At 70.6% G+C, this 25,038-nt stretch carries 31 protein-coding genes and 4 pseudogenes; 22 read left to right on the forward strand and 13 right to left on the reverse strand.

Features of this window, described 5'->3' with window-relative positions; translation table 11 throughout:
- Positions 1-66 precede the first annotated feature (66 nt).
- Positions 67-1,245 carry an LmeA family phospholipid-binding protein gene (locus ACYVMZ_RS20730; protein WP_461081766.1) on the forward strand — a complete coding sequence of 393 codons (1,179 nt, stop codon included), beginning with the start codon at positions 67-69 and terminating at the stop codon, positions 1,243-1,245.
- Between the two features lie 262 nt (positions 1,246-1,507).
- Here ACYVMZ_RS20730 and ACYVMZ_RS20735 read toward each other — a convergent pair whose 3' ends face one another.
- Entirely contained in the window at positions 1,508-2,275 is a 768-nt protein-coding gene (locus ACYVMZ_RS20735) for a carbonic anhydrase (RefSeq protein ID WP_461081768.1), read from the reverse strand.
- A gap of 170 nt (positions 2,276-2,445) precedes the next feature.
- Between ACYVMZ_RS20735 and ACYVMZ_RS20740 the strand changes: the two are divergent.
- Positions 2,446-2,619: pseudogene (locus ACYVMZ_RS20740) on the forward strand (DUF6177 family protein); the annotation flags it as partial.
- Here the strand turns inward: ACYVMZ_RS20740 and ACYVMZ_RS20745 are convergent.
- The 3 genes from ACYVMZ_RS20745 to ACYVMZ_RS20755 all read right to left on the reverse strand — a co-directional run bounded on the left by ACYVMZ_RS20745 (position 2,606) and on the right by ACYVMZ_RS20755 (position 5,304).
- Complete coding sequence (locus tag ACYVMZ_RS20745) at positions 2,606-4,678, reverse strand: pectinesterase family protein (protein ID WP_461081770.1); 2,073 nt, start codon at positions 4,676-4,678, stop codon at positions 2,606-2,608. The pseudogene ACYVMZ_RS20740 and the gene ACYVMZ_RS20745 overlap by 14 nt on opposite strands.
- A gap of 138 nt (positions 4,679-4,816) precedes the next feature.
- Positions 4,817-5,080 (reverse strand): hypothetical protein, encoded by a 264-nt coding sequence (locus ACYVMZ_RS20750; RefSeq protein WP_461081772.1) that lies wholly within the window; start codon positions 5,078-5,080, stop codon positions 4,817-4,819.
- Positions 5,077-5,304 carry a hypothetical protein gene (locus ACYVMZ_RS20755; RefSeq protein ID WP_461081773.1) on the reverse strand — a complete coding sequence of 76 codons (228 nt, stop codon included), beginning with the start codon at positions 5,302-5,304 and terminating at the stop codon, positions 5,077-5,079. Before ACYVMZ_RS20755 ends, ACYVMZ_RS20750 begins: the two co-directional genes overlap by 4 nt.
- A gap of 177 nt (positions 5,305-5,481) precedes the next feature.
- On the opposite strand from ACYVMZ_RS20755, the pseudogene ACYVMZ_RS20760 reads away from it, so the two are divergent.
- From ACYVMZ_RS20760 to ACYVMZ_RS20775, 4 genes and pseudogenes are all read left to right on the forward strand, one after another.
- Positions 5,482-5,610 (forward strand): annotated as a pseudogene (locus tag ACYVMZ_RS20760) (helix-turn-helix domain-containing protein); the annotation flags it as partial.
- 104 nt (positions 5,611-5,714) lie between these two features.
- Positions 5,715-6,464, forward strand: a complete 750-nt coding sequence (locus tag ACYVMZ_RS20765; RefSeq protein ID WP_461081775.1) for a Scr1 family TA system antitoxin-like transcriptional regulator — start codon at positions 5,715-5,717, stop codon at positions 6,462-6,464.
- On the forward strand, positions 6,461-6,679 hold the full coding sequence (locus tag ACYVMZ_RS20770) for a DUF397 domain-containing protein (protein ID WP_461081776.1): 219 nt from the start codon (positions 6,461-6,463) through the stop codon (positions 6,677-6,679). Before ACYVMZ_RS20765 ends, ACYVMZ_RS20770 begins: the two co-directional genes overlap by 4 nt.
- A 147-nt stretch (positions 6,680-6,826) precedes the next feature.
- Positions 6,827-7,165, forward strand: a complete 339-nt coding sequence (locus ACYVMZ_RS20775; protein ID WP_461081778.1) for a DUF6247 family protein — start codon at positions 6,827-6,829, stop codon at positions 7,163-7,165.
- Here the strand turns inward: ACYVMZ_RS20775 and ACYVMZ_RS20780 are convergent.
- The 6 genes from ACYVMZ_RS20780 to ACYVMZ_RS20805 all read right to left on the reverse strand — a co-directional run bounded on the left by ACYVMZ_RS20780 (position 7,162) and on the right by ACYVMZ_RS20805 (position 12,666).
- Positions 7,162-8,616, reverse strand: coding sequence for a sensor histidine kinase (locus ACYVMZ_RS20780; protein WP_461081780.1), 1,455 nt, complete (start codon positions 8,614-8,616; stop codon positions 7,162-7,164). The genes ACYVMZ_RS20775 and ACYVMZ_RS20780 overlap by 4 nt on opposite strands.
- The gene (locus tag ACYVMZ_RS20785) at positions 8,613-9,350 is read right to left on the reverse strand and encodes a response regulator transcription factor (protein WP_461081782.1); all 738 of its coding nucleotides are present in this window, start codon (positions 9,348-9,350) and stop codon (positions 8,613-8,615) included. Before ACYVMZ_RS20785 ends, ACYVMZ_RS20780 begins: the two co-directional genes overlap by 4 nt.
- Before the next feature lie 158 nt (positions 9,351-9,508).
- Positions 9,509-9,682: a hypothetical protein gene (locus ACYVMZ_RS20790; protein WP_461081784.1), complete on the reverse strand. Its 174-nt coding sequence runs from the start codon at positions 9,680-9,682 to the stop codon at positions 9,509-9,511.
- Positions 9,683-9,691: 9 nt separating this feature from the next.
- The gene (locus tag ACYVMZ_RS20795) at positions 9,692-10,651 is read right to left on the reverse strand and encodes a S1C family serine protease (protein WP_461081786.1); all 960 of its coding nucleotides are present in this window, start codon (positions 10,649-10,651) and stop codon (positions 9,692-9,694) included.
- A gap of 143 nt (positions 10,652-10,794) precedes the next feature.
- Positions 10,795-11,817 carry a LacI family DNA-binding transcriptional regulator gene (locus tag ACYVMZ_RS20800; protein WP_461081788.1) on the reverse strand — a complete coding sequence of 341 codons (1,023 nt, stop codon included), beginning with the start codon at positions 11,815-11,817 and terminating at the stop codon, positions 10,795-10,797.
- 72 nt (positions 11,818-11,889) lie between these two features.
- On the reverse strand, positions 11,890-12,666 hold the full coding sequence (locus ACYVMZ_RS20805; protein ID WP_461081790.1) for a response regulator transcription factor: 777 nt from the start codon (positions 12,664-12,666) through the stop codon (positions 11,890-11,892).
- Between the two features lie 169 nt (positions 12,667-12,835).
- Between ACYVMZ_RS20805 and ACYVMZ_RS20810 the strand changes: the two genes are divergently transcribed.
- The 4 genes and pseudogenes from ACYVMZ_RS20810 to ACYVMZ_RS20825 form a co-directional block, all read left to right on the forward strand.
- On the forward strand, positions 12,836-13,750 hold the full coding sequence (locus ACYVMZ_RS20810; RefSeq protein WP_461081792.1) for an alpha/beta hydrolase: 915 nt from the start codon (positions 12,836-12,838) through the stop codon (positions 13,748-13,750).
- A 37-nt stretch (positions 13,751-13,787) separates the two neighbouring features.
- The gene (locus tag ACYVMZ_RS20815) at positions 13,788-14,042 is read left to right on the forward strand and encodes a MoaD/ThiS family protein (protein WP_461081794.1); all 255 of its coding nucleotides are present in this window, start codon (positions 13,788-13,790) and stop codon (positions 14,040-14,042) included.
- Positions 14,043-14,044: 2 nt separating this feature from the next.
- Entirely contained in the window at positions 14,045-15,205 is a 1,161-nt protein-coding gene (locus ACYVMZ_RS20820) for a hypothetical protein (RefSeq protein WP_461081796.1), read from the forward strand.
- Positions 15,206-15,265: 60 nt separating this feature from the next.
- Positions 15,266-15,454, forward strand: a pseudogene (locus ACYVMZ_RS20825) (transposase); the annotation flags it as partial.
- Here the strand turns inward: ACYVMZ_RS20825 and ACYVMZ_RS20830 are convergent.
- A complete protein-coding gene (locus ACYVMZ_RS20830) occupies positions 15,440-16,129 on the reverse strand; it encodes a DUF4386 domain-containing protein (RefSeq protein ID WP_461082073.1) in 690 nt (229 codons plus the stop codon). The pseudogene ACYVMZ_RS20825 and the gene ACYVMZ_RS20830 overlap by 15 nt on opposite strands.
- Before the next feature lie 87 nt (positions 16,130-16,216).
- Here ACYVMZ_RS20830 and ACYVMZ_RS20835 point away from each other — a divergent pair, with 87 nt between their 5' ends.
- From ACYVMZ_RS20835 to ACYVMZ_RS20865, 7 genes are all read left to right on the forward strand, one after another.
- Positions 16,217-16,426, forward strand: a complete 210-nt coding sequence (locus tag ACYVMZ_RS20835) for a hypothetical protein (RefSeq protein ID WP_461082075.1) — start codon at positions 16,217-16,219, stop codon at positions 16,424-16,426.
- 41 nt (positions 16,427-16,467) lie between these two features.
- On the forward strand, positions 16,468-16,818 hold the full coding sequence (locus tag ACYVMZ_RS20840) for a hypothetical protein (RefSeq protein ID WP_461081798.1): 351 nt from the start codon (positions 16,468-16,470) through the stop codon (positions 16,816-16,818).
- Between the two features lie 202 nt (positions 16,819-17,020).
- Positions 17,021-17,758, forward strand: coding sequence for an LmeA family phospholipid-binding protein (locus ACYVMZ_RS20845; RefSeq protein WP_461081800.1), 738 nt, complete (start codon positions 17,021-17,023; stop codon positions 17,756-17,758).
- Between the two features lie 197 nt (positions 17,759-17,955).
- Positions 17,956-18,036, forward strand: a complete 81-nt coding sequence (locus ACYVMZ_RS20850) for a putative leader peptide (protein WP_350310325.1) — start codon at positions 17,956-17,958, stop codon at positions 18,034-18,036.
- Between the two features lie 124 nt (positions 18,037-18,160).
- On the forward strand, positions 18,161-19,006 hold the full coding sequence (locus ACYVMZ_RS20855) for a sulfurtransferase (RefSeq protein ID WP_461081802.1): 846 nt from the start codon (positions 18,161-18,163) through the stop codon (positions 19,004-19,006).
- A 42-nt stretch (positions 19,007-19,048) separates the two neighbouring features.
- Positions 19,049-19,336, forward strand: a complete 288-nt coding sequence (locus ACYVMZ_RS20860; RefSeq protein ID WP_187825660.1) for a DUF1416 domain-containing protein — start codon at positions 19,049-19,051, stop codon at positions 19,334-19,336.
- Between the two features lie 102 nt (positions 19,337-19,438).
- Positions 19,439-19,699, forward strand: a complete 261-nt coding sequence (locus tag ACYVMZ_RS20865; RefSeq protein ID WP_461081804.1) for a DUF3099 domain-containing protein — start codon at positions 19,439-19,441, stop codon at positions 19,697-19,699.
- A gap of 201 nt (positions 19,700-19,900) precedes the next feature.
- Here ACYVMZ_RS20865 and ACYVMZ_RS20870 read toward each other — a convergent pair whose 3' ends face one another.
- Positions 19,901-20,263, reverse strand: coding sequence for a DsrE family protein (locus ACYVMZ_RS20870; protein ID WP_461081806.1), 363 nt, complete (start codon positions 20,261-20,263; stop codon positions 19,901-19,903).
- Between the two features lie 275 nt (positions 20,264-20,538).
- Here ACYVMZ_RS20870 and ACYVMZ_RS20875 point away from each other — a divergent pair, with 275 nt between their 5' ends.
- From ACYVMZ_RS20875 to ygfZ, 3 genes are read left to right on the forward strand one after another with little or no spacing between them, the layout of a single operon-like run.
- Complete coding sequence (locus tag ACYVMZ_RS20875; protein ID WP_461081808.1) at positions 20,539-21,114, forward strand: heme-binding beta-barrel domain-containing protein; 576 nt, start codon at positions 20,539-20,541, stop codon at positions 21,112-21,114.
- A gap of 59 nt (positions 21,115-21,173) precedes the next feature.
- On the forward strand, positions 21,174-21,626 hold the full coding sequence (locus tag ACYVMZ_RS20880; RefSeq protein WP_461081810.1) for a Fur family transcriptional regulator: 453 nt from the start codon (positions 21,174-21,176) through the stop codon (positions 21,624-21,626).
- Between the two features lie 10 nt (positions 21,627-21,636).
- Entirely contained in the window at positions 21,637-22,602 is a 966-nt protein-coding gene (gene ygfZ, locus ACYVMZ_RS20885) for a CAF17-like 4Fe-4S cluster assembly/insertion protein YgfZ (RefSeq protein ID WP_461081812.1), read from the forward strand.
- A 3-nt stretch (positions 22,603-22,605) separates the two neighbouring features.
- On the opposite strand, the gene dtd is transcribed toward ygfZ, so the two are convergent.
- Positions 22,606-23,031 (reverse strand): D-aminoacyl-tRNA deacylase, encoded by a 426-nt coding sequence (gene dtd / locus ACYVMZ_RS20890; RefSeq protein WP_461081814.1) that lies wholly within the window; start codon positions 23,029-23,031, stop codon positions 22,606-22,608.
- 239 nt (positions 23,032-23,270) lie between these two features.
- Here dtd and ACYVMZ_RS20895 point away from each other — a divergent pair, with 239 nt between their 5' ends.
- A complete protein-coding gene (locus ACYVMZ_RS20895; RefSeq protein WP_461081816.1) occupies positions 23,271-23,903 on the forward strand; it encodes an RsiG family protein in 633 nt (210 codons plus the stop codon).
- Positions 23,904-23,986: 83 nt separating this feature from the next.
- A pseudogene (locus tag ACYVMZ_RS20900) lies at positions 23,987-24,819 on the forward strand (asparaginase).
- Positions 24,820-25,038 lie beyond the last annotated feature (219 nt).

Genomic DNA, 25,038 nt, shown 5'->3' on the forward strand with positions numbered 1-25,038 from the left:
TGAAGTAGATCGCATACCCCTGGTAGAGGTTGCTGGTGGGGCCGGTGCGCATGGTCGCATTGAGTGATGCGTACCCCCCACCACACCGAGACGCATCCCCCCGAAGGCACGTGCGTCGTGCCCGAGACGGACACCTACGTCGTGTCCGGGCGAGACGAGGACGAGCCCTGGACCCCGCCCAACCACCGCCGCGGTGGCCGCCGCCGGCGTCGGCGGGGCCGCTTCGCCGGGCTGCCGTCCGCGCTGAAGGCGGTGGTGGGCCTGCTGGCCCTCGCCGCCTTCCTCACGCTCGCCGACCGCTGGGCCGTGCTGTACGCGGAGCACAGGGCCGCGGACGCCCTCAAGGACCGGCTCGATCTGGCCGCGGCGCCCGAGGTGGAGATCGGCGGCTTCCCCTTCCTCACCCAACTCGCCGGCAAACGGCTGGAGTCGGTGCGAGTGACCGTGCCGGACGTCGCGGCCGACCGGGTGTCGCTGGCGAGGGTGTCGGCGACGGCCCATGACATACGGCTGGACGCCGACGGCCTCACCGCGATACGCGGCGCCCGCGTGCCCCGGTTCGACGGTGACGTCCTGCTGTCCTTCGCGGACCTGAACCGCGAACTCGGCGCCTCCCAGGTGACGTTCACCGGCGAGGGCCGGGACCGGGTCCGGGCCCGTGGCACCCTCCCGGTCGCCGGGCACGACCTGCGCGTGCGCGCCGAGGCCCGTATCCAGCGGCAGGGCGAACGGGGCATCGCCACCCGGATCGGCGGCATGCGCCTGGACATCGGCGATTTGGCGACGTACCGCCCCGGCACCCGCGCCTCGGAGGGCCTGCACCTGACGCCGAAGGGCGCCGCCGACCTGGCCCGCGAGACCCGCAAGGCGAAGGCGCTGCTGTCCGTCCCGGCGATCACGCGGCGGATGGGCGTGCCCGACTCGGATGTACGCGCAGCCCTGAGCGACGACGGCAGGCTCGCCGACCTGACCGGCTCCCCGCGCTTCGCCCGCCAGGCCGTCCGGCTCAACCTCATCGACCTGGCCCTGGCCCACCCCGAGGTGCTGCGCCGCCTGGGCCTCGACCCGAACCTCCTCGACGCCCTCTCCGGGCTAACCCGCCCGGTCCTGGCCGACCGGCTGTCGCTGGCGTTCGACCTGCCGGAGCCGGAGCAGGGGGATGTGCGGTTGCGGGACGTACGGGTGGAGGAGGACGGGATCCGGGTGCGGATGGAGGGCTCGGGGCTGGCCGTCGGCGGCCGGTGAGCCCCGGACGCGGTCCTCGCCCCCGGCACGGCCACCCGCTCCGGCGGCCGGCTCAAGCGCCTCACCATCGCCCGCGCGATGCTCCGCCCGGCCCCCGGCCCCCGGCCCCCGGCCCCCGTCCTGGTCCTGGTCCTGGACGAACCCACGGCCGGCCTCGACTCGGTCGCCGCCTCGCCGCCCCGCCCGGCGCCCTCACCGTCGACATCGACTCCCCCGGCATGCTCGGCTTCCACGGACGCCGAGCATGCCGAGTCCCGTCCGGTCAGACGAGGCGGTGAACGCGCTGACTCGTCAGTTCGTAGCGGGCACCGACAACGGCCAGCTGCCCGGCGGCCACCTTCGCGGCGAGGTCGGGCTCCGCGGCGAGGCGTGAGCGGACGGCCCGTACGTTGGCGTCGATGGTCGCGTCGACGCGGGCGTCGCTCCGCGCGCTGCGGTCGATGTTCGGGCTGATCTGGTCGGCCAGGTACTGGATGTGGGCGGGCAGCCGCTTGCCGGACTCGTCCGCCTCGACGGCGGCGCGCACGGCTCCGCACGACTGGTGCCCGAGCACCACGATCAGCGGTATCCCGAGTTCGAGCACCCCGTACGCGACGCTGCCGAGCACGGCCTCGTCCAGGACCTCCCCGGCGGAGCGGACGGTGAGCAGGTCACCCAGGCCCTGGTCGAAGACGAGCTCCGGGGGCACCCGGGAGTCGACGCAGCCGAGGATGACGGCGAAGGGGTGCTGCCCGGACGTCAGGCTCTGCCGCACGTCCGGTGTCTCGTCCGGATGCCGCTCGCGGAAGGTGCGCCAGCGCAGGTTGCCTGCGGTCAGCTCCCGCAGGGCTTCCTGAGGTGTGCTGGGCCGGGGACGTGCGCCAAGGGTGGTCGCGGAGGCGGGAGTTGTGCCGAGGGCCACACCGGCCCCCAGCGCTGCGGCCCCGGTCAGCCCGGTCCGCAGGAGTGCGCGGCGGGCGAGCGAGGAAACGGAGAACCGGGGGCCGGCGGATGTGGTCGGCTCGTGGCCGACGGGTCTGTCAGAGTTCACGGAAGGGAACGTACGTCCGAGTCGCACGGCAGTCGGTCACGTTGCTGAATCATGGTCGGTTGGGGGGGAACTCGTGATCGGACGTTGGTGCGTTCTTGGCTTTCTCATGCGGTTCCTTGCTCTTCAAGGCCGTCCGCGCCCCCACATGACGCGCGGCCGCAGGACCAGAAGGAGCCGGTGACCCGCCCCAGGGCCCCACGCCCACGCGGCTCGGGCGGAGCACCGAATCCGCCCTGCACTACCGGCTGGGGGACGGTACGCGCGCGAAGGCGTGGGGCCTGCTCCGGGAGCTCGTCGGGTACCTGGGGCGGCAGGCCGACGAGCGGGACGTCAGGACGCCGTAGGCCTCCAGTCCCCCAGCCAGTCCGCGACCTCCTGGTTCGCGGCCTGGGCATCCGTCAGGTGCGGGCGGTTGGCGCTCGCCGTACCCGCGCCGGGGCCGGTGTTCCGGTACTCGGCGAAGCGGTCGTCCTTCCAGGAGAAGCCGCTCATGTCGGTCCAGGGCGTGGTCTTGATGGCCGCGCTCAGCGTCGTGTTGCGGACCGTCGTCTGCGGGTCGAGGGTCGCGTCGCCGCCCGCGTGCCAGGGGCGGCCCAGGTAGAAGCTGCGGTCGGCGACGTCCCCGTTGACCGTCGAGTTGGCGATGAGGATGCCCTTGCGGCCCGCGGCCGTGCTGGGGGCCGTGACGTAGCCGGCCGAGGTGCCGTTCCAGCGCTTCTTCAGCGTGATGACGGACTTGTCGAGCACGGCCGTGGCCCGGCCGAAGATGAAGTCGACGTTGCCGACGACGTAGGAGTTCGCCATGTAGACCCGGCCGAGCTTGTCCTTCGACGCCGTGTCCAGCAGCAGGGTGTCCTGGTCGCCGGTGACGATGATCCCGTCCAGGAACACCTTGTCGGCGGCGGTGCGCAGGGCGACGGCCTGCTGGGCGATGTTCTGGTTGGCGGCCTCGTCGAAGTCGTTGGAGATGGTCAGGTTGCGGGCCTGGAAGTCGTCGGCCTCGACGGCGACGGTCGCGCTGCCGCCGGTGCCGTATGTGCCGCCGCCGGGCTTGGGAGTGCCGGAGGCGTTGTTGTAGACGATCACCGTGTCCTTGCGGCTGCCGCCCGTGCCCTGGAGGGTGACGTGCGGTTTGTTCGACGGGATCTTGACCGTCTCGCGGTACGTGCCCGGCTTGACGGCGATGACGACCCGGGAGGAGTTGTTCGCCGGTACGGCGTTCACGGCCGCCTGCACGGTCGTGTACTGGCCGCTGCCGTCCTTGGCGACGGTGAGCGTGGTGGCCGCGGCCGCCTTCGTCGTCGCCGTCGTACCGATGGAACTGCGCGGTCCGGCGCCCGCCTTGAGCAGCGACGGCACGTCTGCCGCCTTGTCCAGGCTGTAGCCGTAGTACGCCTTCGGGTCGAAGGCGGTGCCTCCGCTCTCGTTGCGGCCGGAGGTGCCCGAGAAGACGTTGCCGCGCTGGACGAGCGAGGCGGTGCCGTCCTTGATGACGGGGTTGTTGACGCCTTGGAAGTAACTGTACTCCAGGACCATCTTCGTCCTGCCGCGCGCGTAGTTGCCGTACGAGGACTTGATGGCGGTGCCCGCGACGTCCTCCAGGTAGTTGTTGTAGAGGTGCGCGTGGGCGGCGTTGTCGGTGGACGGGTTGCGCTGCTCGGTCTCGCGGAACCAGTTGTGGTGGATCGTGATGTCGGTGGTGACGTTCTCGGTCCAGCCGATGCCGAAGGTCTTGTTGTTGTCGCTCAGTTTGTTCCAGGAGACCGTCACGTACGTGCTGTCCTTGCGGACGTCGATCAGCCCGTCGGCCATGTGCCTGAGGTCGTTGTGGTCGATCCAGACGTGATGCGCGCCGTCCATCTGGATCGCGTCGAAGTCGTGGTCCTTGTCGTTCCAGATGCCCTGGTACGAGTCCCGGATCGTCAGGTTGCGGATGATGACGTTGTGCACGCCCTGGCCGAGGAAGAAGCCACCGCCGACGATCTGCCCGGAGGTCCCGGCGCCGACGATGGTCTTGTCCGACTGGACCTTGATCTCCTTGCCGACCGGGTTCATCTTGATCGTCCCGGCGACGACGATGACGTACGGCTCGGCGGCGGTGGCGTACTTCTCCAGCTCGGCTTGCGTCCTGACCGTGACGGTCTTGCCGTCCCGTCCGCCGTACGTGCCGTTCTGGCCGAGGGCGTTGACGGAGGCGAAGCCGTCGGCGGTGGCGGTCGCCCAGGCGGGGGCGGCGGCGGTCGCGGCGGAGGCCTGCCGGGCTGTTCCGGACCCGAGGAGGCCGGTGTCCGTGCCGTAGGCCAGGGTCCCGGCGGCGGTCAGGGCGAGGGGGACCCCGACCGCCAGGGCCGTCCTGCTTCTGCGGTGCCGGGGTTTGCGGGCCTTGCTGCGCGGCTCAGTCATGCGGCGAATCCGTTCCGTGCGGGGGGATTTGGTCCTGCTCGGTGGACCAGTCGCCGCCCCGCACGGAAAGGTTGCCGCTCAGCGGCCCTGAACGGGCTTACTTCGCTGGGCGATGCGCGTAGAGGTGGCCGCGTGCTCTCAGGAGAGGCGTTCTCCTCGGCTGACCGCGATGCGCAGCACGTCCCCGAGGGACTCCAGCGCCCTCGTCAGCGCGAAGCGCATCGCCCGCTCACCCGCCTTCGGGTCGGCGAGTACGGCCCTGGCGCCTGCGAGTACCTGCTCCGCGGAGGCCAGTTGGGCCGCCTCGACGTCGTCGGCGAGACGCGAGAGCAGGCTGTGCGGGTTGTCGGTGCTGAGGTAACAGGGTTTGCCGTCGGCACCCGTCCAGGGGAGCAGCCTCACGCGGACACCTCCATCGCTTCGGCGGCCGGCAGGTACGGGCGTCCGAGCGGGGTGTCGAGCCAGACGCGCTCGATGGCCAGGGGTGGAGAGTGGGTGGAGACCAATGGTGGCTGGGGCGGCACCGTGGCTCGGTGGCGTCCCTCGGCGGGCAGCAGGAGCCGTACGAGGGCGAGCAGGGCTGTCTCGCAGAGTTCGGCGAGGCGCAGGCGCAGGCGCAGAGGCATGGCGATGCCCTTTCAGGGAGGAGGCGGGATCTGACGAGCGGTGATTACCGTTCGTGCCTCGATGGTCACTGATCGCGCGTACGCTGCGGAAGAGGTTCGGTGTTGTCTGGCGCGCAGGCAACGGGGAGGGGTGACGTGGGCGAGAAGGTTGACGCTCAGCCGGTTTCCGGGCGGGCCATGCTCGGGCAGACGCTCAGGGTCCTGCGGGAGAAGGCCGGGAAGTCACTGGGGCAGTTGGCCGACGAGACCGGGTACGAGAAGAGCTATCTGAGCCGCCTGGAGTCGGGGGAGCGGCTGTCCAAGGTGACGGTCATGGAGGACCTGGACGGGTACTACGGCACCGGTGACCTGCTCTTGAGCCACTGGAAGGCGCTCGGCTGGACGCGTTCAAGGACCAGTACAAGGAGTTCATGGCGCTGGAGGCCACGGCGCGGATCATGTGGAAGTTCTCGCTGGGCATTCCAGGGCTGCTACAGACCGAGGATTTCGCCCGGGGGGTGTTGTCTGGGGCTCAGACAACGGCTGCCGGTGAGGAGGCCGTCGAGGAGCAGGTGGCGGCACGGCTCGGACGTCAGTATCTGCTGCGCCAGAAGCCGGAGCCCGAGGTCCGGATCATCATGGACGAGTTCGCATTCCGACGACCCGCTGCCCGGGGCAAGACCTGGCAGGACCAGCTGCTGCATCTTGAGACCGCCGCGCTGTGGCCCAACGTGGCTCTCCAGGTACTGCCGTTCTCGGCGGGAGCGCACCACCATATGAACGGTTCGCTGACGCTGCTCTGGCAGAGGGATGGAAGCGCCGTTGCCTACACGGAAGGCAACAGCAGCGGTCGACTGATCGAGGATCCGGACGAGGTTCTTCGGGAGCGATCGTCCTACGATCGGCTTCGCGACCTGGCGTTGTCCCCGTCGCTCGCTCGCGTTCATCCGGGACGTACTGGAGGAGCACAGATCATGACGAACACCCCCGACCTCAGCACCGCTGTGTGGCGCAAGTCGAGCTACAGCGACGGGGGAGACAACAACTGCATCGAGGTCGCCGACAACTGCCCCGGCATAGTCCCGGTCCGTGACAGCAAACTGTCGGGCGGCCCGGTGCTCGTGTTCGGCGCGGCCTCCTGGGCGCCGTTCCTGGAGCAGATCAAGGGCGGACTGCGGTGACGCAGGAGGCGAAGGGCACCGCTGTCTGGCGCAAGTCCAGCTACAGCGAAGGCGGAGCCAACGACTGCCTCGAGGTCGCCGACAACCACCCCGGCACAGTCCCCGTCCGCGACAGCAAGATCCCGGCGAACCGTCCGCTGGTCTTCTCGGCCGCCTCCTGGTCCGCGTTCGTGGCAGGGCTCAAGGCGGAGGCGGGTGTGCACGCCTTCGGGTGACCTCTGCCAGAAGCTCCGCTTGCGGAGCTGTGCCTCCCCCATCGTGGATCTCGCGGCCGAGAGTACGGCCAGGTCACGAACTACGGATGCAAGAGGTGCGAGGCGGTTATGGTCGTAGACACGGCACGTCGAAGGAGGACAGCGAGCATGACTGCCCACGCTGCGAAGCGCGATTCGGTCGTCCCTCCCATGCCTGAGCGGACCCCGAAGGCCCTGCGCAGAGCCATCGCCCAGCACGCGCCCAAGCTCCTTCCCGACTTCGACAAGCACTGGAAGAAGGCGATTGCCGACGCCTACGACGTAGGCCCTGTGCCTGCGTTCGTGGCCTTTTGGTGGGGCGAGTACGCCCTGGCCCGGGACCCCGAGCTGGACGCACACGTGCACGATCTGGAACTCCGGGCCGCGGAATCCACCGACCTCGCCGAAGCGAAAGCCCTCCTGGAAGAGGCGGCGAAGATTCGCCACCGGGTCGGCCGAACCAGCTAAGGCACCGCCGGCGGAGCCGTAGGCGCCCCCGGCAACCGCACCGTCGCCACCGTGCCACCGCCTTCCGCGGGGGACAGTGTCACCTCGCCGCCCGCCTGCTGGACGGTACGCGCCACGATCGACAGGCCCAGCCCCGAGCCCGGCAGCGCCCGTGCGCTCGGCGAGCGCCAGAAGCGGTCGAAGACGTGGGGGAGTTCGTCGGCGGGGATGCCCGGGCCGTGGTCGCGGACGGTGAGCACGCCCTCGGTGAGCCGCACCTCGATCGTGCCGCCGTCCGGGCTGAACTTCACCGCGTTGTCCAGGATGTTGACCACCGCCCGCTCCAGCGCGGACGGCTCCGCCCGCACGTACCAGGGCTGTACGTCCGCCGTGATCGTCAGCTCAGGGCCGCGCAGTCGGGCGCGGCGCAGGGCGGACTCGACGATGTCCTGCCAGGCGACGATCTCCGTCCTTCCGGTGTGCTGGCCGGTGTCCGGCCGGGAGAGCTCCTGCAAGTCGCCGATGAGCGCGGCCAGTTCGGTCATCTGTGCCTTGACGGAGGCCAGCAGCGCCTTGCGGTCCGCCTCCGGGAGCGGGCGGCCGGTCTCCTCGCTGCGGGAGAGCAGTTCGATGTTCGTGCGGAGAGAGGTCAACGGCGTACGGAGTTCGTGGCCTGCGTCCGCGATCAGCTGCTGCTGCAGGTCGCGGGAGCTGGCCAGGGCCGACGTCATCGAGTTGAAGGAGCGGGAGAGGCGGGCGATCTCGTCCTCGCTGTCGTCCTCCACGGGGATGCGGATGCCCAGGTCCTCCGTGCGCGCCACGTGTTCCACGGCCTCGGTGAGCTTGTCGACGGGGCGCAGGCCCGCGCGGGCGACCGCGAGGCCGGCGGCTCCGGCACCGAGGACTCCGACGCCGGAGACGAGGAGGAGGATGAGGGCCAGCTCGTTGAGGGTGTTCTGGGTCTCCTTGAGGGGTACGCCGACCATCAGCGCGGCGCCGGGATAGGCCTGGGCGCCGGGGCCGAAGCCCAGCATGACGGGGGTGGTCCGTACCCGTACGTCCTTCCCGTCGGTGTCGGTGCCGCTGTGGAGGATGCGCACGCCCAGGCGGGGGTCCGCCGCGATTTCCCTGTCCTTGGCCGTCGCCTTGATGACCCCCGCGGAATCGCTGAAGACACAGACCGTGCCGTCCGGCTGCACCACCTGCACGTAGTAGTCCCTGGGCCGCATGCTGCCGGACGACTCGCTCGCGGTCTTCGGGCAGGCGGCCAGCAGGGCCGTGACCATCTCCTCGTCCAGCTTCACACTGGCGCTGCTGAGCTGGTTGTCGACCTGGTCGTACAGCTTCCCCTGCACGATGAACCAGCACGTCACCGAAACCGCCGCCACCGCGAACGCCACCGCCGCCGCCACCAGCAGCGCCAGACGCGACCGGATCGGCAGCGAGCGGAAGCGGCGCAGGACCTTGTTCACTCCGCGCCGCCCTGCCGCAACACGTACCCGACACCGCGCACCGTGTGCACGAGGCGCGGCTCGCCGCCCGCCTCGGTCTTGCGGCGCAGGTACATCACGTACACGTCCAGGGAGTTGGAGGAGGGCTCGAAGTCGAAGCCCCACACCGCCTTCAGGATCTGCTCACGGGTCAGCACCTGGCGCGGGTAGGCCATGAACATCTCCAGCAGCGTGAACTCCGTACGGGTCAGCTCCACCGGCCGCCCGCCGCGCGTGACCTCGCGGGTCGCCAGGTCCATGCGCAGGTCGGCGAAGGTGAGCACGTCCTCGTCCTCGGGGGTGCCCGCCCCGACGGCCGCCGCGTAGGAGCTGCGGCGCAGCAGGGCGCGGATCCGGGCGAACAGCTCGTCCAGTTCGAAGGGCTTGACCAGGTAGTCGTCGGCGCCCGCGTCGAGCCCGGTCACCCGGTCGCCGACCGTGTCGCGGGCCGTCAGCATCAGGATGGGCGTCGTGTCGCCGGCGCCCCGGATGCGGCGCGCGGCGGTCAGGCCGTCCATGCGGGGCATCTGGATGTCGAGGACGACCAGGTCGGGCCGGTACGCCGCCGCCTTCTCCAGGGCGTCCGCACCGTCGACGGCGACCTCGGTGTCGTACCCCTCGAAGGCGAGGCTGCGCTGGAGTGCTTCGCGCACCGCCGGCTCGTCGTCGACGATCAGGATGCGCTGGGGGTCACGGTCGCCTTCTGCGGGGCTCATGGGTGTGGGATTCCTCGTGTGCGGGGGACGTGGGCTGGGTTTCCGGATCACTGTCCGGCGCCTTCTCCGGGGCCTGCCGCGGCACCTGCTCCGGCACCTTCACCGGCTGGTTTTCCGGCTCTCAGCCTCGCACGTTTCCCAGGGGGCGCGGGGACGGATCAGCCGCGTGCGGTGGCGGTACGACGGCGGGTGCGGGCCCGCCGGGAGGAGCGGGCGGCCGCCACCTCCGGGGCCCGGGCCGGCGGAGCGTGCAGCTCGGCCGCGACCGCCAGGGCGAGGGCCAGACCGGCCGGATCGGCGCCGGGCAGCGCGTGCGCGACCTGCTTGATCATGTCGGGCTCCTAGCTGTTCGAACCGGCCCGCAGCTTGGCGAGGTCGGCCTTGACGGTGTTGATCGGGATGGCGAAGCCGAGGCCGACACTGCCGGCGTCGGCGGAGGAGGCACCGGCCGCCGAGTACATCGCGGAGTTGATCCCGATGATGTTGCCGTTCATGTCGATCAGCGCGCCGCCGGAGTTGCCGGGGTTGAGGGAGGCGTCCGTCTGGATCGCCTTGTACGTCGTGGTGTCCGAGCCGGTGTCGCCGTTGAACTGCCGGCCGCCGAACTCGAACGGCCAGCCGCCGTCCGGCTGCTGCTGCCCCTCGTCCGTGGAGACGGTCACGTCCCGGTGGAGCGCGGAGACGATGCCGCTGGTGACGGTGCCGGTCAGGCCCTCGGGGGAGCCGATCGCCACGACCTCGTCGCCGACCTGCACGCCGTCGGAGTCGCCGAGGGTCGCCGCCTTCAGCCCGGAGGCGCCCTCCAGCTTGATCAGCGCGAGGTCCTTCTTGCTGTCGGTGCCGACGACCTGGGCGGTGTACGACTTCCCGTCGCTCGTCGTCACCTTGATATGCGAGGCGCCGGAGATGACGTGGTTGTTGGTGATGATCTCGCCGTCGCCGGTGATGATCACGCCGGAGCCGGTGGAGGACCCGGCGTTGGAGTCGGCGTTGATCTCGACGATGCTCGGGCTGACGGCCTTGGCGACCCCGGCGACCGTGCCCTTCTGGCTGGAGGGCACCACGGTGGTGCTGGTGGAGCTCGAGGCGACCGTCGTGTCGTTGCCGGTCAGCTCCTGGATGCCGTACGCGGTGCCGCCACCGATGGCCGCGGCGACGATCGCCACGGCGGCGAGCAGGGCGACGGGGCCGCGGTTGCGCTTCTTCGGAGCCGGAGCGTCGGCCGGGGCGTGCGCCGGCGGGGGCGGCCACTCGGGGTTCACAGGAGAGGAGGACTGCTCGGAGTACATGCTCTCGGTCATGTCACCGAGCTTGTCGCCCGACCATGAGAGCTCCCTGAGTGCTCCCTGAGAAGCCCGACAGAACCTCGTATGCCCGATATAAAGGCGCTCCTCGGAGGTCGGCGCGGCCTCTCAGGAACGGTTCAGGAACGGTTCAGAAACGGCTACGCGCAGCCGCAGGACTGCCGCATCACCAGCCGCGACGGGAACACCTTCAGCCGCTCGCGCCGCGCCCCGGCCACCCGCAGCCCGTCGTCGAGGACGAGGTCCACGGCCGCGCGGGCCATCGCCGAGCGGTCGGAGGCGACCGTCGTCAGCGGCGGGTCGGCGAGCGCGGCCTCCTTGATGTCGTCGAACCCGGCCACCGCCAGCTCGCCGGGCACGTCGATGCGCAGCTCGCGCGCCGCGCGCAGCAGGCCGATCGCCTGGTCGTCGGTCGAGCAGAAGATCGCGGGCGGGCGATCGGGCCCGGAGAGGATCCGCAGCGCCACCTGGTAGGCGTCGTAGCGGTTGTACGGCGCCTCGAAGAGCCGGCCCTCCGTGGGGATCCCGGCCTCCCCCATCGCGCGCCGCCAGCCCTCGACGTGGTCGGAGACGGGGTCGCCGACGGCCGGGGTCTCGGCCGTACCGCCCATACAGGCGACGTACGGGTAGCCGTGCTCCAGCAGATGGCGGACGGCGAGCTGGGCGCCGCCCAGGTCGTCGGTGACGACGGCGACGTCGTCGATGGCCTCGGGCCGCTCGTGGAGGAGGACGACCCGGGCGTCCCAGGCCTCGATCTCGGCGGCGGCCAGGTCGTTGAGGGCGTGGCTGACGAGGATGAGTCCCGAGACGCGCATGCCCAGGAAGGCCCGCAGGTAGTGGACCTCGCGCTCGCCGATGTAGTCGGAGTTGCCGACGAGCACCATCTTGCCGCGCTCGGACGCGGCCTGTTCGACCGCGTGCGCCATCTCCCCGAAGAAGGGCTGGCGCGCGTCCGGCACGATCAGGCCTATGAGATCCGTACGCCGCGACGCCATCGCCTGGGCGACCCGGTCGGGACGGTAGCCCAGCTCCTTGATCGCGGCGAGGACACGCTCGCGCGTGGCCGGGGCGACCGGCCGGGGTCCGTTGTTGATGACATAGCTGACGACGGCGGTGGAAGTCCCCGCAAGTCGCGCCACATCATCCCGAGTCACCTTGGCCACGCGCGGAGTCTACGCGGATATACCCGCTCTGGGCAGGGCGTACGGGAGCTTCCCTGCCCACTCGGGCACCGGTTATGCCTCGGCCCGGACCTCGGTGGCGTCCAGGGCGGTCGTGTCGTCCGCATCCTCCGCCTTTGCCGCGGCCTTGGCCTTCGCTTCCTCGGCGGCGCGGTCGACCTTCTCCGGCGTAACGAATCGATAACCGACGTTCCGGACGGTGCCGATCAGCGACTCGTGCTCGGGGCCGAGCTTGGCGCGCAGCCGCCGTACGTGGACGTCGACGGTCCGGGTGCCGCCGAAGTAGTCGTAGCCCCAGACCTCCTGGAGCAGCTGGGCGCGCGTGAAGACGCGGCCGGGGTGCTGCGCGAGGTACTTCAGGAGCTCGAACTCCTTGAAGGTCAGGTCCAGGACGCGGCCCTTGAGCTTGGCGCTGTAGGTCGCCTCGTCCACCGACAGGTCGCCGTTGCGGATCTCCATGGGGGAGTCGTCGCTGACGATCTGCTGGCGGCCCATGGCCAGACGCAGCCGCGCCTCGACCTCCGCCGGGCCGGCGGTGTCCAGGAGGACGTCGTCGATGCCCCAGTCCGCGGTGACGGCGGCGAGGCCGCCCTCCGTCACGACGAGGATGAGCGGGCAGCCGGGCCCCGTGGAGCGCAGCAGCTGGCACAGGCTGCGGACCTGTGGAAGGTCACGCCGCCCGTCGATCAGGATGACGTCGGCACCCGGGGTGTCCACCAGGGCGGGTCCCTCAGCCGGAGCCACGCGCACGTTGTGCAGCAGCAGGCCGAGGGCGGGGAGCACCTCCGTCGACGGCTGGAGGGCATTGGTCAGGAGCAGCAGAGAACTCATACGTCTGGTTCCTCCTCGGTCCCTGCGAGGACGTTTGCGGCACAGCCTGCTCTGCGATCCCGGGGCCCCGTACACCAGCGGTTTCCCGCGTCGTATACAACGCTTCCGAAAGCACAAAAGGACCCGGGGGCTACGCTGCCCGAGTCCTCTGCCCAGCAGAATAGCCGACATGAGCACGGGTTCGGCAGGTCATGTGGCGCGATCCACCGTTCGTCCGTATCGCGAGACGAACAGAAGGGCACCATTGCGGACGTTTCTGCACACCGCCGACGGCGTGCGGATCGATTCCGTATACGACCCGCCCGCCGTCGTATACGACCGGTCCGCAGTCGTGAACGACGGTTCCGACAGCTCCCGGCCACTCTCCCGTGACCTCGTGTTCGTGGTCGCGCACGGTTTCACGGGCGACGCGCACCGGCCGCACGTACGGCGGGTGGCGCAGGCGTTCGCCCGGTACGGGGCCGTGGTGACGTTCTCGTTCCGCGGTCACGGGATGTCCGGCGGACGGTCCACGGTCGGGGACCGGGAGGTGCTCGACCTCGCGGCCGCGGTGCGGTGGGCGCGGGAACTGGGGCACGCGCACGTGGCGACCGTCGGGTTCTCGATGGGCGGGTCGGTGGTGCTGCGGCACGCCGCGCTGTACGGGAAGAACCCCCCGGAGGGTGAGCGGGGGCACGAGGGGCGTGCGGATGCGCACACGGACGCGGCGGTGTCGGTCAGTGCGCCGGCGCGCTGGTACTACCGGGGCACGGCCCCCATGCGGCGGCTGCACTGGCTGGTGACGCGCCCCGAGGGCCGCGTGGTGGGCCGGTACGGCTTCCGTACCCGCATCCACCACCGCGAGTGGGACCCGGTCCCGCTGTCCCCGGTCGAGGCGGTCCCGCGCATCGCGCCGACACCGCTGCTGATCGTGCACGGTGACCAGGACGGCTATTTCCCCCTCGATCATCCCCGCATGCTGGCCACGGCCGCCGGTGACCACGGCGAACTCTGGGTCGAGCCCGGCATGGGGCACGCCGAGCACGCGGCCGGGGACGAACTGCTGCGCCGGATCGGGGACTGGGCGGTGGCCCGGGCGGGCTAGCCTGACGGTGTTCACCGTCAAGCGATAGAGGAAGCAGATGCCAGAGGTCACGGTCCGATACTGGGCCGCCGCCAAGGCCGCGGCCGGGGTGGCCGAGGAGCCGTACGAGGCGGCCACGCTCGCCGAGGCGCTCGACGCCGTGCGCGAGCGACACCCCGGCGAACTCGTGCGCGTCCTGCGGCGCTGCTCGTTCCTCGTCGACGGTGACCCCGTGGGCACCCGCGGACATGAGACGGTACGGCTGGCCGACGGCGGCACGGTCGAGGTGCTCCCGCCGTTCGCAGGAGGATGAGCATGAGCGACCAGTCGTATGGGCACGGCGGGCACGGCGGGAACGGTGGTTCCTACGACGGGAACGGTGGTTCCTACGAGGGGTACGACCCCTACGGGCAGCCGCAGCCGCAGCCACAGGCCTGGCCCGGGCAGCACCAGCCGGGGTACGACGACCCTTACGCCGCCCAGCAGTACACGCAGCAGTGGCAGGGCCAGACGTGGGAGACGCAGACGCAGCCGCCGCTGAGCGCACCGGTGTCGGCGGCCGAGACGGCGTACCTGCCGCCGCAGCAGGCGGGGCAGGCTGCCTACGCCGGGTACGGGGAGTACGGACAGCCCGCCGCCCCGTACGCGTCGGCTCCTGAACCCCAGGCCCCCCAGGGCGGCGACGCTCCGGAGTACGGTCCGGCCACCCTCGTCGGCAACGCGCGGATCACCGATGCGCAGCGGGCCCGGGCGGAGGGGCGTTCGCCGATCATCGAGCCGGGGATGCAGCCGGCCGCGCTGACGGCGCTGCTGGGGCTGCTGCTCGCTGGTGCGGCGGCGGTCGGTACGTACGCGCTGGTGCTGCCGCTGGTGTTCCTCCAGGGGGTGACCGCCGCGGGGTGGTTCCGGCTGAACGGCATGTGGCCCGCCCGGCAGGGCATCGCGCTGGGGTTCGCGGGGGCGCTGGTCGCGGACGCGGCGCTGCTGGTGTCCGGCCGGTCACCGGCGGCGATCCTCGGCACGCTCGGGGTGTGGGTGCTTTTCGCCCTCGTCCTGCAGCTGCGCTCGCACGCCGACCCGGACGAACGCATGTACGGACTGATGGCGACCGTCGCCGCGGCGGCCCTGGCGATCGTGGCGGGAGGGTATCTCGCGGCCGAGGCGGACGCGGTGACGGTGGGAGCGGTGTCGGTGGGTGTGGCGGTCCTGGCCCGCGCACTGCCGTTGCCGACACCGGCGTCGGTGGTCGTCGCGCTGCTCGCGGCGGCGGGAGCGGGACTCGCTGCCGGGGCGATGACGGGCCTGGGCACGTCGGGCGCGCTGCTCGGCGCGGGCGCGGCGGTGTGCGCGCTGATCGGCCACCGGGTGGCCAGTTACGACTACCCGTCCCGTTTCGTCCACTTCACGGCGGGCGTGGCCCTGCCGCTGGCGGCGGCTGCGCCGGCGGTGTACGTGCTGGGGCGTGCGCTGGCCTGAGCCTGAGGCGGCCTGCGGCGGCCTGTGCGGGTGGGGTGGTGGCTGGTGCGGCGGCTGCTCGTGCACTGGCGGCTGTTCCTGCCCGCCACCTGGGACCCCGCCTCGCCGGAGGTGGATCCGGCCAAGCTCGCCCGCCGCGAGCGTTGCGGTATCCCCGCCCGGCTCGGACACGTGGAGAAGGGGCAACCGGCCCTGGACGTGATCGACGAGACCCGCCCTTGGGGCGATGATCCGTCACCCGGCTACGGGGTGAAGCGCTCTGTTCCCTTCGCTGCCCTCGTCGAGGAGGACAGCCGGTTTGAAGCCCTTGGCGATGAGCCAGACGGCGAGACTCACTTCCCACGTGAACACCGGGATCGCCGCGATCGAACCCGCCACGGAGACCTGCTCGTACAGCCCGAACATCACTGCGGTCGCCGAAGCGCAGATCAACGCGCCCCCTACGAGCCCCAATACGGCGATGAACCGTGGGACGAGCCCGGCGCGGTACATCAGCCACGCAAGTACCAGGGAGTTCGCTCCCAAGATGAAGTTGGGCCCCATGAGGAACGTCCAGTCATAAATGGTCACCAGGGTCTTGCCGGCTGTGACGAGCGAGGCGGCATCGCTGTCCGCCGCTCCCTCGAACTCCCTGCGCAGCTTCACGACCGACAGAACGCTGATGATGCCGACGATGATGACGGCGGCTTCGAGAAGGCGGGCGCACACATAGCCCAGCGCGGCCCCCTCGTTCTGCTTCTTGAGGACCGGAAACAGCACGACTCCGGTGCCGATGACGGCCGCCGCCAGGACGATCTCGAACAGTGCGCCGAGGAACACCCGCGTGTCGGCACCGGGACCGACAACGTAGCCCGCGTCCCGCAGGACAGGGCCGTACAGCGCGAGCCCGGCGATCGCGGCTACCTCGGTGACGAGGAAGAGCACACCTGCGACGACCGCGGTTGGACCAGGGACCGGGTGCTGCGGGCGGCTGTTGCGCTCGCCGATGACATCGGGATCGAAGCGCTGAGCATGCGCAGGCTCGCGAAGGAGCTGGGCGTGGTGCCGATGGCGCTCTACAAGCACGTCTCGAACAAGGGGCAGCTCCTGGACGGCATGGTTGATGTCGTCATGGGCGAGATCGAGCCGCCGGCCCCGGGATCCGACTGGAAGAGCGCGGTACGCCACAGGATCCTCTCGGCGCGACGCGCGCTCCTCGGACATCCTTGGGCGCCCAGGTGATCCAGTCGAGGAGCAGCCCGACACCGGTCTTGCTCGCGTACATGGACTCTGTGATCGGCATGTTCCGAACCGGTGGCTCCTCCGTCGATCTGACGCACGATGTGACGCACGCTCTGGGCAGCCGCATGATGGGCATCACGCAGGAGCTGTTCGACGCTTCGCCCGCCCCCGACCCGCGAGCGCAGACGGCCGCCTCCCAGGAGGACGCGGGGGAGTACCCGTACGTAATGGAGCTGGCCGGCGAGGTGGCTCATGACGAGGGGTCGGTGGTGGGTCAGGGTTGTGACGATCAGTTCGAGTTCGAGTTCGCGCTGGATCTCCTCCTGGACGGGTTCGAGAGACTGCGGCAGCAGGGGTGGTCTTCCGCCGGCCACCGATCTACAACTCTTTGATCCCGTAGCGGGGCCAAGCGAAGCCGAGAGCTTGGTGGGTATCCGGCTCAGCACCGGCAGCACCGGCAGCACCGTCGGCCCCTGTCACAGCTGATCGACAATCCCCCGGCCCGATCTCCCGGCAGGGTTACCCTCGCGCTGTGGACGGCCACCCGGTCGTCAGGGACCGTCGTCGACCGCCCAGGTGGGGGAAAAGAACCGCATGCGCGCACTGCGAATACTGCTGATCGTCGTCGTGATCCTGGGCGGCCTCTTCGTGCTCGTCGACCGCCTCGCCGTCAACTTCGCCGAGGGCGAGGCCGCGGACCGGCTGAAGAGCACCGAGAACCTCTCCACCACCCCCGACGTGTCGATCAAGGGCTTCCCCTTCCTGACCCAGGTCGCCAGTGGCGCGCTGGACGACGTCCAGGTCGGCATCCAGGACTACGAGGCGAGCACCGGCAACGGCGGCCAGAAGATCCGTATCGAGGACCTTCGCGCCGACATGAAGGGCGTCGAGTTCTCGGGCGACTACAGCTCCGCCGTCGCCGCCACGGCCACCGGCACCGCGTTCATCTCCTACGACGAGCTGCTCAAGACCGCCAAGTCCGATGTCACCCAGGTCGCCCCCGGCGTCACCGCCGAGGTCGTCGGCCTCTCCGACGGCGGCAACGGCAAGATCAAGGTCGAGTTGGAGGCGACCGTGCTCGGCACCAAGCTGCCGGAGCCGGTCCATGTGCTCAGCTCGGTCGCGGTCGAGGGCGACACGGTGCGGGTGCACGCCGACTCCCTGCCCAGCTTCGGCGGCGTCGATCTGGCCGAGAACCGGGTCCGGGCGATCACCGACTTCGAGCAGAAGATCGACGGACTCCCCGGCGGGATCAAGCTGGACAAGGTCGAGGCCGCGCAGAACGGCGTGGAGATCACGGTGAAGGGTTCGGACGTCAGGCTGGCCGGGTAGGAAGGCGTTCGGCAAGCGGGTGGTGTCCGGAAGGTGAGACGGGCGTGTCCGTAGCGTAGATGTGGCCGTGGATGCCTGTGCCGGCAGGGCGGCGGAGGCGGGTCCGGCTGCCTACTCGTCCCGAACTACGGACGATCGTGTCTCAGCATGCGACACGCCGGTGACATGTCCGCCGTACCGTCCCTACGATCGACGCCATGAAGCGACAGGCGGATCTCACGAAGCGGCGGGCAGTAGACCTGTGCCGCGTTGCCGCCATGCTCTGTCGCACCTTCTGAGCGGAAGCACCGGCTTCCGTATCCCCCACCGCCCTGCCCAGGGCACCCGTGCGCCGCCCTCGGTATGGGCGCGCGCCCTCTTACCTCGCACGCCCCGCCGTAACTGCCCCGGAGGAGAAAGAGCATGAGCCGCAGCGACGTCCTGGTCGACGCCGACTGGCTTCAGGACCACCTGGACGACCCGAACATCGCCATCGTCGAGGTGGACGAAGACACGTCCGCGTACGAAAAGAACCACATCAAGAACGCGATCCGGATCGACTGGACGAAGGACCTGCAGGACCCGGTCCGCCGCGACTTCATCGACCAGGAGGGCTTCGAGAAGCTCCTGTCGGAGAAGGGCATCGCCAACGACCACACGGTGGTCCTGTACGGCGGCAACAACAACTGGTTCGCGTCCTACGCCTACTGGTACTTCAAGCTGTACGGCCACGAGAACGTCAAGCTCCTCGACGGCGGCCGCAAGAAGTGGGAGCTCGACGCCCGCGAGCTGGTCCCCGGCGATGAGGTGCCGGAGCGCCCGAAGACCGAGTACAAGGCCAAGCCGCAGGACACGTCGATCCGTGCCTTCCGGGACGACGTCGTCGCCGCGATCGGCTCGCAGAACCTGGTCGACGTCCGTTCGCCCGACGAGTTCTCCGGCAAGCTGCTCGCCCCGGCCCACCTGCCGCAGGAGCAGTCGCAGCGCCCGGGCCACGTCCCGACCGCCCGCAACATCCCGTGGTCGAAGAACGCCAACGACGACGGCACGTTCAAGTCGGACGAGGAGCTCAAGGCCCTCTACGCCGAGGAGAACGTCGACCTCGCCAAGGACACCATCGCCTACTGCCGCATCGGTGAGCGCTCCGCGCTGACCTGGTTCGTGCTGCACGAGCTGCTCGGCGTGGAGAACGTCAAGAACTACGACGGCTCCTGGACCGAGTACGGCTCCCTGGTGGGTGTGCCGATCGAGCTCGGCGCCAACAAGTAGTCCCCCCCGACCGACCTAATCCGACCCCTTCAGGAGTACGACATGTGTGGAGCGAAGGCCGGCGGGCCGGACGCCTCGACGATCAAGCCCGGTGAGACCACGATCCAGGGCCAGGTGACCCGCGACGGCGAGCCGGTGCAGGGCTACGTGCGGCTGCTCGACTCGACCGGCGAGTTCACCGCCGAGGTGCCGACCTCGGCGACCGGACAGTTCCGCTTCTACGCGGCCGAAGGCACCTGGACCGTCCGCGCCCTCGTGCCCGGCGCCACCGCCGACCGCACGGTCGTCGCCCAGCAGGGCGGCCTGGCGGAGGTCGCGATCGCCGTCTGACGGCACGCGCAACGACTGAAGGGCCGCACCCCTCGGGTTGGACACCCGGGGTGCGGCCCTTCGGCGCGCCCGGGGCCGCTTGCGCGGGCCTACGCTGGAGGTATGTACGCGCGGAGGCGGCATGCCTACTTCGCCATGATGGGCACGTGCATCGGGCTGTTCGTCCTGGCCTGGGGCGTGGTGCGGCTCTGGTCGGTGCCCGTGGCCGTCGGCATGTGTGTCGTGGCCATGGTCCTTCCGCCGATCGCCGCGATGGTCGCCAACCGGCGCGGGCCGGACGACCGCTGGTGGGACGACCCGTCCGGCGATCCGGTCTCCGACGAGTGGTGGGACGAGCTGGACGGCAGAAAACGCCCCCGGTGACCGGCTCCCCGGTGGCCGGCGTCGTTCCTGGTGGCGTTCTCACTGCGGCTGCTGCCCGGCTGGCGGGTCTGGCGAGGGGAGGAGGGGCCGGACTGGGTGCACATCCGGCCGCCGGACGGTGGAGAAGCGGCCCGGAGATCAGTAGGTGCTGAGCAGGCACTCACCCGGCGCTGAGTAGGCAACCAAGCAGTTAGTAGGCGATCAGTAGACGAGCGCCTGCGTGTCGTCCCCCAGCGCCTCCTGCACGAAGACCTGCGCCCCCGCGATCCGTACGCCCTCGATGACGTCCTTCTCCGTGATCTCGCGGCGGGCCGCGCACTGCGTGCACAGGGTGATCCGGCCGCCCGCGAGGATCGAGTCCAGCAGGTCGGGCAGCGGGGCCGCGTGCGGCAGCTCGAACTCGGCGGCGCGGCCGGGGAGCGCGAACCAGGAGGACTCGCCGGTCAGCCACAGGGACACGTCGACGCCGCTGGCCACGGCCACCGCCGCCACCGTGAACGCCTGGGAGCAGCGCTCAGGGGCATCGGCCCCCGCCGTCACCTTGATCACGAGATTCTTCGCCATGGCCGAATCGTAATCAACGTCCCGGACGGTCATCCTGCGAAGCCGGCCGCTGCGCTGACGTACCTCACAAGGAGTACCGGGTTCCGGCCGCGTAAGCTGGGGCCCGGCCCTGTTGTGTACTGCACACCCCCTCCGCTCACCGAGGAGCATCCCGTGGAACTCTTCTTCGAAATCCTGCTGGTCCTGGTCGCCGTCGGCGTCCTCGCCTTCGCCGGACTGACCGTGAAGAAGCTGTACCAGGGCCAGCGCTGACCCACCTCTAGGAACTGCTGCTCATGATCGAGATCCCGTCCGACCTCCACAAGGACCTCGTCCCCCTCGCCTTCCTGCTCGGCAACTGGGCGGGCGCGGGCGTGCACGACTTCCCCGGCGCCGAGAAGTGCAACTTCGGTCAGGAGGTCACCTTCACGCACGACGGCCGGGACTTCCTGGAGTACCACTCCCACACCTGGGTGCTCGACAACGACGGCAACAAGGTCCGGCCGCTGGAGTCCGAGCACGGCTACTGGCGCATCGACGCCGACCGCAAGGTCGAGGTGACGATGACCCGCGACGACGGCGTCGTCGAGATCTGGTACGGCGAGCTGGCCGACAAGAAGCCGCAGATCGACCTGGTGACGGACGCGGTGGCCCGCACCGCCGTCTCCCGCCCCTACAGCGGCGGCAAGCGGCTGTACGGCTACGTCAAGAGCGACCTGATGTGGGTCGGCGAGAAGCAGACCCCCGAGGTCGAGCTGCGCCCCTACATGTCGGCGCACCTGAAGAAGGTCGTCACTCCGGAGGAGGTCGAGCGCTGGGCCAAGGCCCTCCCCGACGACCTGCCGGACGACGGGATCGCCTTCTTCAAGTAAGCCCTTCCGAGCCCCAAGCCCTTCCAAGCCCTTCGGGAAAGAGTCCTAGACTCTCTGGTGTGGTGAGCACCGACTGGAAGAGCGATCTGCGGCAGCGCGGTTACCGGCTGACCCCGCAGCGGCAACTCGTGCTCGAAGCCGTGGACACCCTGGAGCACGCGACCCCCGACGACATCCTCAGCGAGGTGAGGAAGACGGCGTCGGGGGTCAATATTTCCACCGTCTACCGGACCCTGGAGCTCCTGGAGGAGCTCGGGCTGGTCAGCCACGCCCACCTCGGGCACGGCGCCCCCACCTACCACCTCGCCGACCGGCACCACCACATCCACCTGGTCTGCCGCGACTGCACCAACGTCATCGAGGCGGACCTGTCGGTGGCCGCCGAGTTCACCGCGAAGCTGCGCGAGCAGTTCGGCTTCGACACGGACCTGAAGCACTTCGCGATCTTCGGCCGGTGCAAGGACTGTTCGCTCAAGGCCTCGACCGGCAAGAGTTCAACTACCGAGTCGTAGGCTTGGGCATATGAAGAGCCCTCTGCTGTCCCTGCCCGGCGCCGTCCCCGCCGAGGGCGTGGACGAAGGCGTCGCCGCCCACTACGGCGACCTGTTCCGCGAGCAGCGCGCCCTCGCCGACGGCACCGGTTTCGTCGACCTCTCCCACCGCGGGGTCGTCACCGTCTCCGGCGAGGACCGGCTCAGCTGGCTGCACCTGCTGCTCACCCAGCACGTCAGCGAGCTCCCACCGGGCCGGGCCACCGAGGCGCTGATCCTCTCCGCGCACGGCCACATCGAGCACGCGCTGTACCTGGTGGACGACGGCCAGACGGTCTGGGCCCACGTGGAGCCCGGCACCCAGGACGCCCTGATCGCGTACCTGGAGTCGATGAAGTTCTTCTACCGGGTCGAGGTCGCCGACCGCACCGCCGACTTGGGCGTCGTGCACCTGCCGGCCGGTTCGATCGCCGAGGTGCCCGAGGGAGTCGTCGTACGGGAGACGCCGTACGGCCGTGACCTGTTCCTGCCCCGCGCGGAGCTGGAGTCGTACGCCGAGAAGGCCGGTCCCGCGGCCGGGCTGCTCGCCTACGAGGCGCTGCGCGTCGAGCACCACCGGCCACGCCTCGGCTTCGAGACCGACCACCGCACCATCCCGCACGAACTGGGCTGGATCGGCTCGGCGGTGCACCTGCAGAAGGGCTGCTACCGGGGCCAGGAGACCGTCGCCCGCGTCCACAACCTGGGCAAGCCGCCGCGCCGGCTGGTCTTCCTGCACCTGGACGGCAGCGAGGTCCACCTGCCGCCGCCCGGCACCGAGATCCGCCTCGCGGACGACGGACCCGACGGCCGCAGGATCGGCTTCATCACCACGTCCGTACGCCACCACGAGCTCGGCCCGGTCGCGCTCGCCCTGGTGAAGCGGAACGTGCCGGTGGACGCGCGCCTGGTGGCGGGCGACACGGCCGCCGCCCAGGAAGTCGTCGTGGAGCCTTAGGGCTCAGATCTCCAGCAGGACCGTGAACGGGCCGTCGTTCGTCAGCGACACCCGCATCCGCGCGCCGAAGCGGCCCGTCGCCACCGTCGCGCCCAGCGAGCGCAGCTGGGCGACGACCTCGTCGACGAGCGGCTCGGCGACATCGCCGGGGGCGGCCGCGTTCCAGGTGGGGCGGCGGCCCTTGCGGGCATCGCCGTAAAGGGTGAACTGACTGATCACGAGCAGCGGGGCGTCGACGTCGCTGCACGACTTCTCGTCGTGCAGCATGCGGATCGACCACAGCTTGCGGGCGAGCTGCGCCGCCTTCTCCTTGGTGTCCTCGTGGGTGACGCCGACGAGGACGCACAACCCCTCGCCCTCGATCGCCCCCACCGTCTCGCCGTCCACGACGACGCTCGCGCCGTCCACCCTCTGCACCACTGCACGCATACGACCATCATGCCGGGCGGCGGAACACGGCCCGCGGGCGGTCGGTGGGCGGTCCGGTGTGCGGTCGGTGGGCGGCCCGTCGGGTGGGTGCCGTAGGCCGGGTCCGCCGGGTGGTCCCCAGTCGGCCGATTATTCCTCCTTAACCCCCATCTGGGGCGGATCGTGGGCACTCGGTCACATAGCGGCCACTTGGGGTGGCACGATGCTTCCCACACGCCGGTTGAGGGGACGGTAGAGACATGAGCACACCGAGTACCGGGCAGCCGCCTGGAGCTGTCTCGTTGACCCACGCGGGGGTCGCGGGCCTGGAGTACCACCGCCCGCCCACCCAGCGCACGGACAGCCCGCCGATGCCCGCCGATCCGCCCGAGCGTGACCTGACGGCGCTGAGCCTGGCCGAGCTGCGCACCCTGCGCCGCGAGGCCCAGCGCGACGAGGCCGACCTCAGCTACGTACGAAGGCTGCTGCAGGGGCGGATCGACATCCTGCGGGCCGAGCTCGCGCGGCGCACACCGGACACCGCGGCCTCGGTCTCCGCACCGGCTCAGGCGTCCGTGGTCGAGCGGCTGCCGGAGATCCTGCGGGACGCCCCGGCCCGGCACCGCTCCTCCGCCCGCCATGTGACCCTGGGCACCCCGCACGGCGAGGAGTACCGGAAACTGGCCGCCGAGATGCTCGCCGAGGTGGAGCTGTCGGACCTGGGCGCGCGCACGGACGTGGAGCTGAACGCCGCGATGGGCCGGCTCGTACGGTACGAGCAGCAGGTCTCCCGGCGGCGGCAGCGGCTGCAGCGCACGGCCGACGACTGCAGCGCGGAGATCGCACGCAGGTACCGTGAAGGAGAAGCCCAAGTCGACGACCTGCTCGTGTGACGCCCACGGCCCGGTGACCCCGGGCCGTTCGCCGGAACGGGTCACTCTCCGTCCGGAAGGCCACCGCCGATGTCGCAGCGCCCCTGCCCGCGATACCGCCCGTCCTCGCCGAGGTCGTCCGTTCCGGTTTCGTCGAGGGGCGGCACCGGGGGAGTCTCGTGGTGCTGGACGCGGACGGGGCGGTGGAGCTGGCCCTCGGGGACGTGACCGCCCCCGTCTTCCCGCGCTCCGCCAACAAGCCGATGCAGGCGGCGGGCGTGCTGCGGGCGGGCCGGGACCTGTCGGGCGAACGGCTGGCGCTCGCCGGCGCCAGCCTCCCCCACGTTCTCGACTTCGCTCGAACAGGGGGGACCCCCATGGCGAGTCCTTCCACCGCGACCTGGTGCAGAAGATGCTCGACGAGCACCGCCTGAGCGCGGAGCAGCTGCGGTGCCCGCCGGACCTGCCGCTGGACGCCGAGGAGAAGGAGACGTAGCTGGCGGCCGGCGGGGTGTGCGACCGGGTGACGATGAACTGCTCCGGCAAGCACACGGCCATGCCGGCGGCCTGCGCGCTGCGGGACTGGCCGACGCGGACCTGTCTGGACCCGGACCATCCGCTCCAGCAGCTCATCCACAGGGTTGTGGAGGAAGCGGCGGGCGAGCGGGTCGCCGCCGTCGGCACGGACGGCTGCGGGGCCCCGCTCATGGCGATCAGCCTCACCGGCCGGGGCGCCGAGGCGGTCCCAGCGGTGGCCCTTCCGGACGGCCGCGCGCTGGCCTTCAAGGTGGAGGACGACGCCGGCCGGGCACTGGGGTCGGTCCTCGCCCGCGCCCTGCACCTGATGGGAGTGAACGCCCCGGTGCTGGAACGCATCGGCCGCGCGCCGTTGCTGGGCGGGGGCCGGGAGGTGGGGGAGATACGGGCGGCGTTCTGAGGAACGCAGCTGTGCGTGGTCGCACCCCGCAGCGCCCCGCAGCGCCTCGCAGCGCCGGGCTGCGCCGGGCCCCAGAAGGTCCGGGCCCCGCCCAGAAGGTCCGGGCCCCGCCCAGAAGGTCCGGGCCCCGCCCAGAAGGTCCGGGCCCCGCCCAGAACCCACGCCCGTCGCCGAAAAAAGCGTGCGACACCCCCACCCCCGTCCTCCTACCGTGGCCCC

The organism is Streptomyces deserti (assembly GCF_054782695.1).

Bases quoted from the DNA above. Each gene is read 5' to 3' on its own strand.
- ACYVMZ_RS20745 (WP_461081770.1), bottom strand. From the start codon at position 4,678: ATGACTGAGCCGCGCAGCAAGGCCCGCAAACCCCGGCACCGCAGAAGC.
- ACYVMZ_RS20730 (WP_461081766.1), top strand. From the start codon at position 67: ATGCGTACCCCCCACCACACCGAGACGCATCCCCCCGAAGGCACGTGC.
- ACYVMZ_RS20865 (WP_461081804.1), top strand. From the start codon at position 19,439: ATGTACGCGCGGAGGCGGCATGCCTACTTCGCCATGATGGGCACGTGC.
- ACYVMZ_RS20860 (WP_187825660.1), top strand. From the start codon at position 19,049: ATGTGTGGAGCGAAGGCCGGCGGGCCGGACGCCTCGACGATCAAGCCC.
- ACYVMZ_RS20835 (WP_461082075.1), top strand. From the start codon at position 16,217: ATGCGCAGGCTCGCGAAGGAGCTGGGCGTGGTGCCGATGGCGCTCTAC.
- ygfZ (WP_461081812.1), top strand. From the start codon at position 21,637: ATGAAGAGCCCTCTGCTGTCCCTGCCCGGCGCCGTCCCCGCCGAGGGC.
- ACYVMZ_RS20845 (WP_461081800.1), top strand. From the start codon at position 17,021: ATGCGCGCACTGCGAATACTGCTGATCGTCGTCGTGATCCTGGGCGGC.
- ACYVMZ_RS20870 (WP_461081806.1), bottom strand. From the start codon at position 20,263: ATGGCGAAGAATCTCGTGATCAAGGTGACGGCGGGGGCCGATGCCCCT.
- ACYVMZ_RS20815 (WP_461081794.1), top strand. From the start codon at position 13,788: ATGCCAGAGGTCACGGTCCGATACTGGGCCGCCGCCAAGGCCGCGGCC.
- ACYVMZ_RS20855 (WP_461081802.1), top strand. From the start codon at position 18,161: ATGAGCCGCAGCGACGTCCTGGTCGACGCCGACTGGCTTCAGGACCAC.
- ACYVMZ_RS20775 (WP_461081778.1), top strand. From the start codon at position 6,827: ATGACTGCCCACGCTGCGAAGCGCGATTCGGTCGTCCCTCCCATGCCT.
- ACYVMZ_RS20755 (WP_461081773.1), bottom strand. From the start codon at position 5,304: ATGCCTCTGCGCCTGCGCCTGCGCCTCGCCGAACTCTGCGAGACAGCC.
- ACYVMZ_RS20765 (WP_461081775.1), top strand. From the start codon at position 5,715: ATGGCGCTGGAGGCCACGGCGCGGATCATGTGGAAGTTCTCGCTGGGC.
- ACYVMZ_RS20840 (WP_461081798.1), top strand. From the start codon at position 16,468: ATGGACTCTGTGATCGGCATGTTCCGAACCGGTGGCTCCTCCGTCGAT.
- ACYVMZ_RS20805 (WP_461081790.1), bottom strand. From the start codon at position 12,666: ATGAGTTCTCTGCTGCTCCTGACCAATGCCCTCCAGCCGTCGACGGAG.
- ACYVMZ_RS20895 (WP_461081816.1), top strand. From the start codon at position 23,271: ATGAGCACACCGAGTACCGGGCAGCCGCCTGGAGCTGTCTCGTTGACC.
- ACYVMZ_RS20850 (WP_350310325.1), top strand. From the start codon at position 17,956: ATGAAGCGACAGGCGGATCTCACGAAGCGGCGGGCAGTAGACCTGTGC.
- ACYVMZ_RS20875 (WP_461081808.1), top strand. From the start codon at position 20,539: ATGATCGAGATCCCGTCCGACCTCCACAAGGACCTCGTCCCCCTCGCC.
- ACYVMZ_RS20790 (WP_461081784.1), bottom strand. From the start codon at position 9,682: ATGATCAAGCAGGTCGCGCACGCGCTGCCCGGCGCCGATCCGGCCGGT.
- ACYVMZ_RS20795 (WP_461081786.1), bottom strand. From the start codon at position 10,651: ATGACCGAGAGCATGTACTCCGAGCAGTCCTCCTCTCCTGTGAACCCC.
- ACYVMZ_RS20785 (WP_461081782.1), bottom strand. From the start codon at position 9,350: ATGAGCCCCGCAGAAGGCGACCGTGACCCCCAGCGCATCCTGATCGTC.
- ACYVMZ_RS20820 (WP_461081796.1), top strand. From the start codon at position 14,045: ATGAGCGACCAGTCGTATGGGCACGGCGGGCACGGCGGGAACGGTGGT.
- dtd (WP_461081814.1), bottom strand. From the start codon at position 23,031: ATGCGTGCAGTGGTGCAGAGGGTGGACGGCGCGAGCGTCGTCGTGGAC.
- ACYVMZ_RS20810 (WP_461081792.1), top strand. From the start codon at position 12,836: ATGAGCACGGGTTCGGCAGGTCATGTGGCGCGATCCACCGTTCGTCCG.